The 5,569-nt window shown below is 74.3% G+C and carries 6 protein-coding genes; 5 read left to right on the top strand and 1 reads right to left on the bottom strand.

Going from position 1 to position 5,569, the window contains the following annotated elements; genetic code table 11:
• Positions 1 to 28: 28 nt before the first annotated feature.
• A complete protein-coding gene (locus ACFU7Z_RS35330) occupies positions 29 to 1,021 on the bottom strand; it encodes a LacI family DNA-binding transcriptional regulator (RefSeq protein ID WP_074006038.1) in 993 nt (330 codons plus the stop codon).
• Positions 1,022 to 1,146: 125 nt separating this feature from the next.
• Here ACFU7Z_RS35330 and ACFU7Z_RS35325 point away from each other — a divergent pair, with 125 nt between their 5' ends.
• From ACFU7Z_RS35325 to ACFU7Z_RS35305, 5 genes are all read left to right on the top strand, one after another.
• Positions 1,147 to 2,127 carry a ribokinase gene (locus ACFU7Z_RS35325; protein WP_380782090.1) on the top strand — a complete coding sequence of 327 codons (981 nt, stop codon included), beginning with the start codon at positions 1,147 to 1,149 and terminating at the stop codon, positions 2,125 to 2,127.
• Between the two features lie 76 nt (positions 2,128 to 2,203).
• Positions 2,204 to 3,550, top strand: a complete 1,347-nt coding sequence (locus tag ACFU7Z_RS35320) for an NtaA/DmoA family FMN-dependent monooxygenase (protein WP_380782088.1) — start codon at positions 2,204 to 2,206, stop codon at positions 3,548 to 3,550.
• A 35-nt stretch (positions 3,551 to 3,585) separates the two neighbouring features.
• Positions 3,586 to 4,131, top strand: a complete 546-nt coding sequence (locus ACFU7Z_RS35315; RefSeq protein WP_375873545.1) for a flavin reductase family protein — start codon at positions 3,586 to 3,588, stop codon at positions 4,129 to 4,131.
• On the top strand, positions 4,124 to 4,549 hold the full coding sequence (locus ACFU7Z_RS35310) for a riboflavin kinase (RefSeq protein ID WP_074006036.1): 426 nt from the start codon (positions 4,124 to 4,126) through the stop codon (positions 4,547 to 4,549). Before ACFU7Z_RS35315 ends, ACFU7Z_RS35310 begins: the two co-directional genes overlap by 8 nt.
• 229 nt (positions 4,550 to 4,778) lie before the next feature.
• Entirely contained in the window at positions 4,779 to 5,507 is a 729-nt protein-coding gene (locus ACFU7Z_RS35305; RefSeq protein ID WP_380782085.1) for a nicotinamide riboside transporter PnuC, read from the top strand.
• The last annotated feature ends 62 nt before the right edge of the window (positions 5,508 to 5,569 follow it).

Genomic DNA, 5,569 nt, shown 5'->3' with positions numbered 1-5,569 from the left:
CCGCACACCGGGGCCGCCTCTCGCCCGCTCAGGCGTTCGCGTCCGTGGAGGAGCGCACCACCAGCTGCGGCGCGAAGCGCTCCACCCGCTCCGACCGTTCACGGGCCGGGGACTGAAGGAGGGTCAGGGCGCGCTCGGCCATGGCGGTGAGCGGGTGGCGGATCGAGGTGATGGGCGGGTCGAGGAGTTCGAGCATCTCGGTGTCGTCGAAGCCGGTGACGGCGATCCGGCCGGGGACGGGGATCGCCGAGCGTTGCAGGGTGCTGACCAGCCCCACCGCGAGGACGTCCGCGCCGCAGACCACGGCGTCGATCCCGGCGTGCCGCTCGGCGATCCGGCGGCCCGCGGTGCGCCCGGCGTCGGTGGTGAAGCTGGGCAGCAGGACGGTGGTGGCGTCGGCGCCGCGGGCCCCGGTGAAGGCGGCGAGGCGCTCCGCGCCGGAGGAGGACGCCTGGTCGGCGGCGACCAGGGCGATCCGGTGGCGGCCGAGGCCTTCGAGGTGGTCGAGGAGCAGCCGCATCGCGGCGGTGTTGTCGAGGGTGACGGCCACGGTGCCGGAGCCGGTGGCCCAGCGGTCGAACAGGACGACCGGGGTCCGTTGGGCGGCGGCCCGGACGGCGGGGCCGGACGCGCCGGCGGAGACCGGGACGACGAGCAGCCCGTCGACCCGGCCGCCGAGCAGGGTCTCGATCTGCTCGGCCTCGACGGCGGTGTCGTTGGCGGCGTCGGAGACCACCAACTGCCCGCCGGCGGCGCGGACTTGCTGGGCGAGGGCGTCGGCGAGCTGGACGAAGTACGGGTTGGCGAGCGAGGGGACGACCACGCCGATGGTGCCCGTGGTTCCGGTGCGCAGCGCCCGGGCGGAGTGGTTGGTGCGGTAGCCGAGGTGCCGGGCGGCCTCCTCGACGCGGCGGGCGAGTTCGGGGTCGACGTTGCGCTGGGTGCCGGCCAGGACGCGTGAGGCGGTCGCGCGGGAGACACCGGCGGCCGCGGCCACGTCGAGGAGTCGGGGCGCTGTCACGTGGGGCGGTCCTTCGCGGTCGGGAACGGGCTCGGCTGAGCTCGCGGAATACGCAGCACGAGGGTACTTGACGGTTCCGGGGGCCTGGTCCACAGTGTGGGAGATCGATCTCCCAAGGAGTGCAGATGCCGCCCATCACCGTCGTCGGTTCGATCAACCGCGACCTCGTCCTGACCGTCGAGGACCTGCCGCGACCCGGCGAGACCGTGCTCGCGCGGGGCTTCGTGGAGGGCGTCGGCGGCAAGGGCGCCAACCAGGCCGTCGCGGCGGCCCGGCTCGGCTCGCGGGTGCGGATGGTCGCCCGGGTCGGCCCGGACGCCGACGCCATCCTGCGGGCGCTCGCCGCCGAAGGGGTGGACGTCGGGGCGGTGCGCCCGGCACCGCAGAGCACCACCGGGATCGCCTCGGTGGTGGTCGACCGGGCCGGCGAGAACACCATCGTGGTCAACCCGGGCGCCAACGCCGAACTGTCCGTCGCGGACCTGCCGCAGCGGCTGGCCCGGTCCGCGGGCGAGGTGGTCCTGGTGCAGCACGAGATCACCGCCGAGGTGGTCGCCGCCGCCGTGCTGCGGGCCCGGGAGCAGGGCGGCACCGTCGTCCTCAACCCGGCCCCGGCCCGCCCGGTCGCCCCGGAGGTGCTCGCCGCCGTCGACGTCCTCGTCCCCAACCTCGGCGAACTCGCCACCCTGCTCGGCGCGGAGCCGCCCGCCGGCCCCGACGGGGCGCGCGAACTGCTGGAGCGGGCCGCCCTGCCCTGCCGGGCGGTCGTGGTGACGCTCGGCGCGGACGGGGCGCTGGTCAAACAGCCCGGCCGTCCCGCCGTGCACCTGCCGGCCCCCGTCGTGGACGCCGTCGACACCGTCGGCGCCGGCGACACCTTCTGCGGAGCCCTCGCCGACTCCCTCGCCCGGGGCGCCGACCTGCTCGCCGCCGCCGAACGAGCCGTCCGCGCGGCCTCGTTGGCCGTCACCGGGCTCGGCGCCCAGTCCGCCATGCCCTCGGCGGCGCAGCTCGACGCGGCCGCCGGCCCCCTCGGCGCACCCGCCCCGCTCCCCGACGCGACCAGCGCGGTCCTCGACGCCCCCGCCGTTCCCGTAGCACCCTGACGGTCCCCGGCCCCCCACGCCCGGTCCGCTCAGCACCCCGGTTCCCCCGCACCACCAGTTCAACGGAGAACACCCCATGCGCAACCTCAAGCTCGGACTGTTCGAGAACGCCCAGACCAACGCGAGCGGCACCGCCACCTGGCGCCACCCCGACAGCCGCCGGCACCTGTTCGACACCCTCGGGTACTGGCGCGACATCGCGCGGATCTGCGAGGACGCCAAGCTTGACTTCCTGTTCCTCGCCGACGCCTGGGGCTGGTCGGAGATCGGCGGGGTGCGCCCGCCGATCGCCACCGAGGAGACCCTCGACCTGCCGCGCCTGGACCCGTTCGTGATCGCCTCGGCCCTGCTGGCCAGCACCACCGACCTCGGCCTGGTGGTGACCGGCTCGGTGCTGGTCGAGCCGCCGTACGCCTTCGCCCGCCGACTGGCCACCCTGGACCAGCTCTCCGGCGGCCGGCTCGGCTGGAACATCGTCACCACCGGCACCGCCGACACCGCCGTCAAGGCCTTCGGGATGGACATGGTGGCGCACGACGACCGGTACCGGATGGCCGAGGACTTCCTCGACCTGGTCTACAAGTACTGGGAGGGCTCCTGGGAGCCCGACGCCCTGGAGAAGGACAAGGCCGGCCGCTTCGCCGACGCGGCCAAGGTCCACCTGGTCGAGCACGACGGCCCGTACTTCCGCTCGCAGGGCTACGGCAACACCGCCCGCTCCCCGCAGGGCACCCCGGTGCTGTTCCAGGCCGGCGCCTCCCCGGCCGGGCGCCGCGTCGGCGGGCGGCACGGCGAGTGCATGTTCGTCGGCAGCGGCACCGTCCAACAGCTCGCCGGGCACACCGCGGCGATCCGCGAGGAGGCCGTCCGGGCCGGCCGCGGCGCCGACGAGGTCAAGGTGATGTCGGCGTTCTCCTGCGTGATCGGTGCCACCACCGCCGACGCCGAACGCCGCTGGCAGCGCGTCCTGGACGCCCAGCGCCCGGAGGTCACCGTCGCCAGCTACGCCATGTTCACCGGCCTCGACCTGTCCTCGTACGCGCCGGACACCCCGATGGCGGAGCTGTCCACCGAGATGTCGCAGACCCAGGTCGCCCGGTTCGCCGACAAGACCGTCGGCGACGTGCTCGCCGACTGGCACACCCACGGCGTCGGCGCCCGCCCGGTGGTCGGCACCGCCGAGGAGATCGCCGACGAGATCTGCGCCCTGGCGGAGGGCGCCGACCTGGACGGCTTCCTGCTCTCGCCGACCGTCCAGCCCGCCTCCACCGTCGAGTTCGTCGAGTCGGTGCTGCCGATCCTGCGCGCCCGCGGCGTCTTCCGTGGCGAGTACGCGGAGGGCGAGTCGCTGCGCGAGCGGCTGACCGGCGCGTCCGACCGGGCGCTGCCGGCCAGCCACCCGGCCGCGCGGTACCGGCACTGACCCCCCGCACCGGCGACGAGAGGACGGCGACGACCATGGTCACTCCCGCCCACCACCCGACCGCGGCCGCGGCGACCGCCGCGGAGCGGCCCGACCGGGCCGAGCTGGACGGCGCGGCGCTGCGCCAGGCGTTCGGGGCCTACCCCACCGGGGTGGTCGCGCTCGGCGCGCTGCGCGACGGCGAACCGGTCGGGCTCGCGGTCAGCTCCTTCGTGTCGATCTCGCTGGAGCCGCCGATGGTCGCGGTCAGCGTGGCCCGCACCTCCACCACCTGGCCCCGGCTGACGGAGGCTCCGGAGCTGGGGCTGAGCGTGCTCAGCCGCGGCCAGGGCGCGCTCTGCCGGCGGCTCGCCTCCCGCGCGGGCGACCGCTTCGACGGCACCGGCTGGCAGGCCACGCCGGGCGGCGCGGTGCTGATCCACGACGCGGCGCTCTGGCTGACCGCCCGGATGCACGCGGTGTACGACGGCGGCGACCACGAGATCGTCCTGCTGGAACTGCTCACCGTCGAGCTGTTCCCCGGGGTGGAGCCGCTGGTCTTCCACACCAGCCAGTTCCGTGAGCTCACCCCCCATGGCTGACACCCCGACGGCCCCCCTGTCCGGCACCGTGGTGCACGGTGCCGGCCGGGGGAGGGGGCTGGGCTTCCCCACCGCCAACATCGCCCCCGACCCCGGCACCCCCGCCCCGCCGCCCGCGATCTACAGCGGCTGGCTGGCCCGCCGCGCGAGCGGCACCGTGCACCGCGCGACGATCAGCGTCGGCACCAACCCCACCTTCTGCGACACCTCCGAGATCCACACCGAGGTGTACTGCCACGACACCCCGGGCGACCTGTACGGCGAGCGCGTCGAGCTCTGGTTCGTCGCCCGGATCCGGGGCACCGAGCGGTTCGCCTCCGTCGACGAGCTGCTGCTCGCCGCCCGGGAGGACGTCCGCCGCTCCGAGGCCCTGCTGGACTCCGAGCACGGACGGCACGTGCTCGCCGTCCTCTCCTGAAGCGCCTCTCCTGAAGCGTCCTCTCCGGAACCGTTCTCTCCGGAACCGTTCTCTTCTGATCCGCCCGCACCACCTCTTCGCACCGTCCTTCACCTGCCCGGCGCGCGCCCCCGCTTCCCCCGCGACCCCGCGTCCCGCGCCACGAGCCCGGTCGGCCCCGCACCCCCCGCTTCGGCGGGGCCGACTGCCCCTTCCCCCACCTCGCTCCGCACGAACAAAGGTGTGAGTCATGAGCGCGTTCCACTGGTTGAACGAGCAGTTCGACTTCTTCGGCCTCCCCGTCTACTGGTCCGACTTCCTGGGCAACATCCTGGCGCTCGCCACCGTCTGGCTCGCCCTGCGGCGCTCGCTGGTGGCCTGGCCGGTGCAGATCCTCGGCTCGGTGCTGCTGCTGATCGCCAGCCTGAACGTGCACCTCGGCGGCAACGCCGCCCGGCAGATCGTCATCATCGTCTCGGCCTCCTGGGGCTGGGCGACCTGGAAGCGCAGCCGCGAGCAGGAAGGCACCATCAACGTCCGCTGGGCGTCGTGGCAGGAACGCGCCGTGCTGGCGGCCGCGATGGTGGCGGGGACGGCCGCGTTCGGCGCGGTGCTGAAGGGGACGGACGCCTCGTTCTACCCCGGGGCGCCGTGGTGGATGGTCCTCGCGGACGCCTGGATCTTCGTCGGCTCGATCCTCGCCATGTACAGCCAGGCCCGCCGCTACGTGGAGTTCTGGTTCGTCTGGCTGGCCGTCGACCTGGTGGGCGTGCCGCTCGCGGTCCACTCCGAGCTGTACTTCTCCGGCATCGTCTACGGGATCTTCTTCGTGATGGTGGTGCTCGGCATCCGCGACTGGGCGTCCCGCAGCAGGCCGCAGGAGATCGCCTCGCCGCTGGAGCCCGCCGTCCTGGTCGAGGGCCGGGACGAAGGCCGCGCGGGTGAAGTCTCCAACTCCCGGGTCACCAAGACCAACTGATGATTCGTCATGAATCTGTACGCGACTGCCCGGCCCGGGTCGCACCCCGTGAGGAGCGACCC

The sequence above is a fragment of the Kitasatospora sp. NPDC057518 genome (genome assembly GCF_042802075.1).
Taxonomy (GTDB): Bacteria; Actinomycetota; Actinomycetes; order Streptomycetales; family Streptomycetaceae; genus Kitasatospora.
The sequence above is the reverse complement of the archived record's forward strand: the minus strand, read 5'-3'. Positions and strand labels throughout refer to the sequence as shown.

Excerpts from the sequence above, each read along its gene's own strand:
- ACFU7Z_RS35325 (WP_380782090.1), top strand. The coding sequence starts at position 1,147 with ATGCCGCCCATCACCGTCGTCGGTTCGATCAACCGCGACCTCGTCCTG.
- ACFU7Z_RS35320 (WP_380782088.1), top strand. The coding sequence starts at position 2,204 with ATGCGCAACCTCAAGCTCGGACTGTTCGAGAACGCCCAGACCAACGCG.
- ACFU7Z_RS35305 (WP_380782085.1), top strand. The coding sequence starts at position 4,779 with ATGAGCGCGTTCCACTGGTTGAACGAGCAGTTCGACTTCTTCGGCCTC.
- ACFU7Z_RS35315 (WP_375873545.1), top strand. The coding sequence starts at position 3,586 with ATGGTCACTCCCGCCCACCACCCGACCGCGGCCGCGGCGACCGCCGCG.
- ACFU7Z_RS35310 (WP_074006036.1), top strand. The coding sequence starts at position 4,124 with ATGGCTGACACCCCGACGGCCCCCCTGTCCGGCACCGTGGTGCACGGT.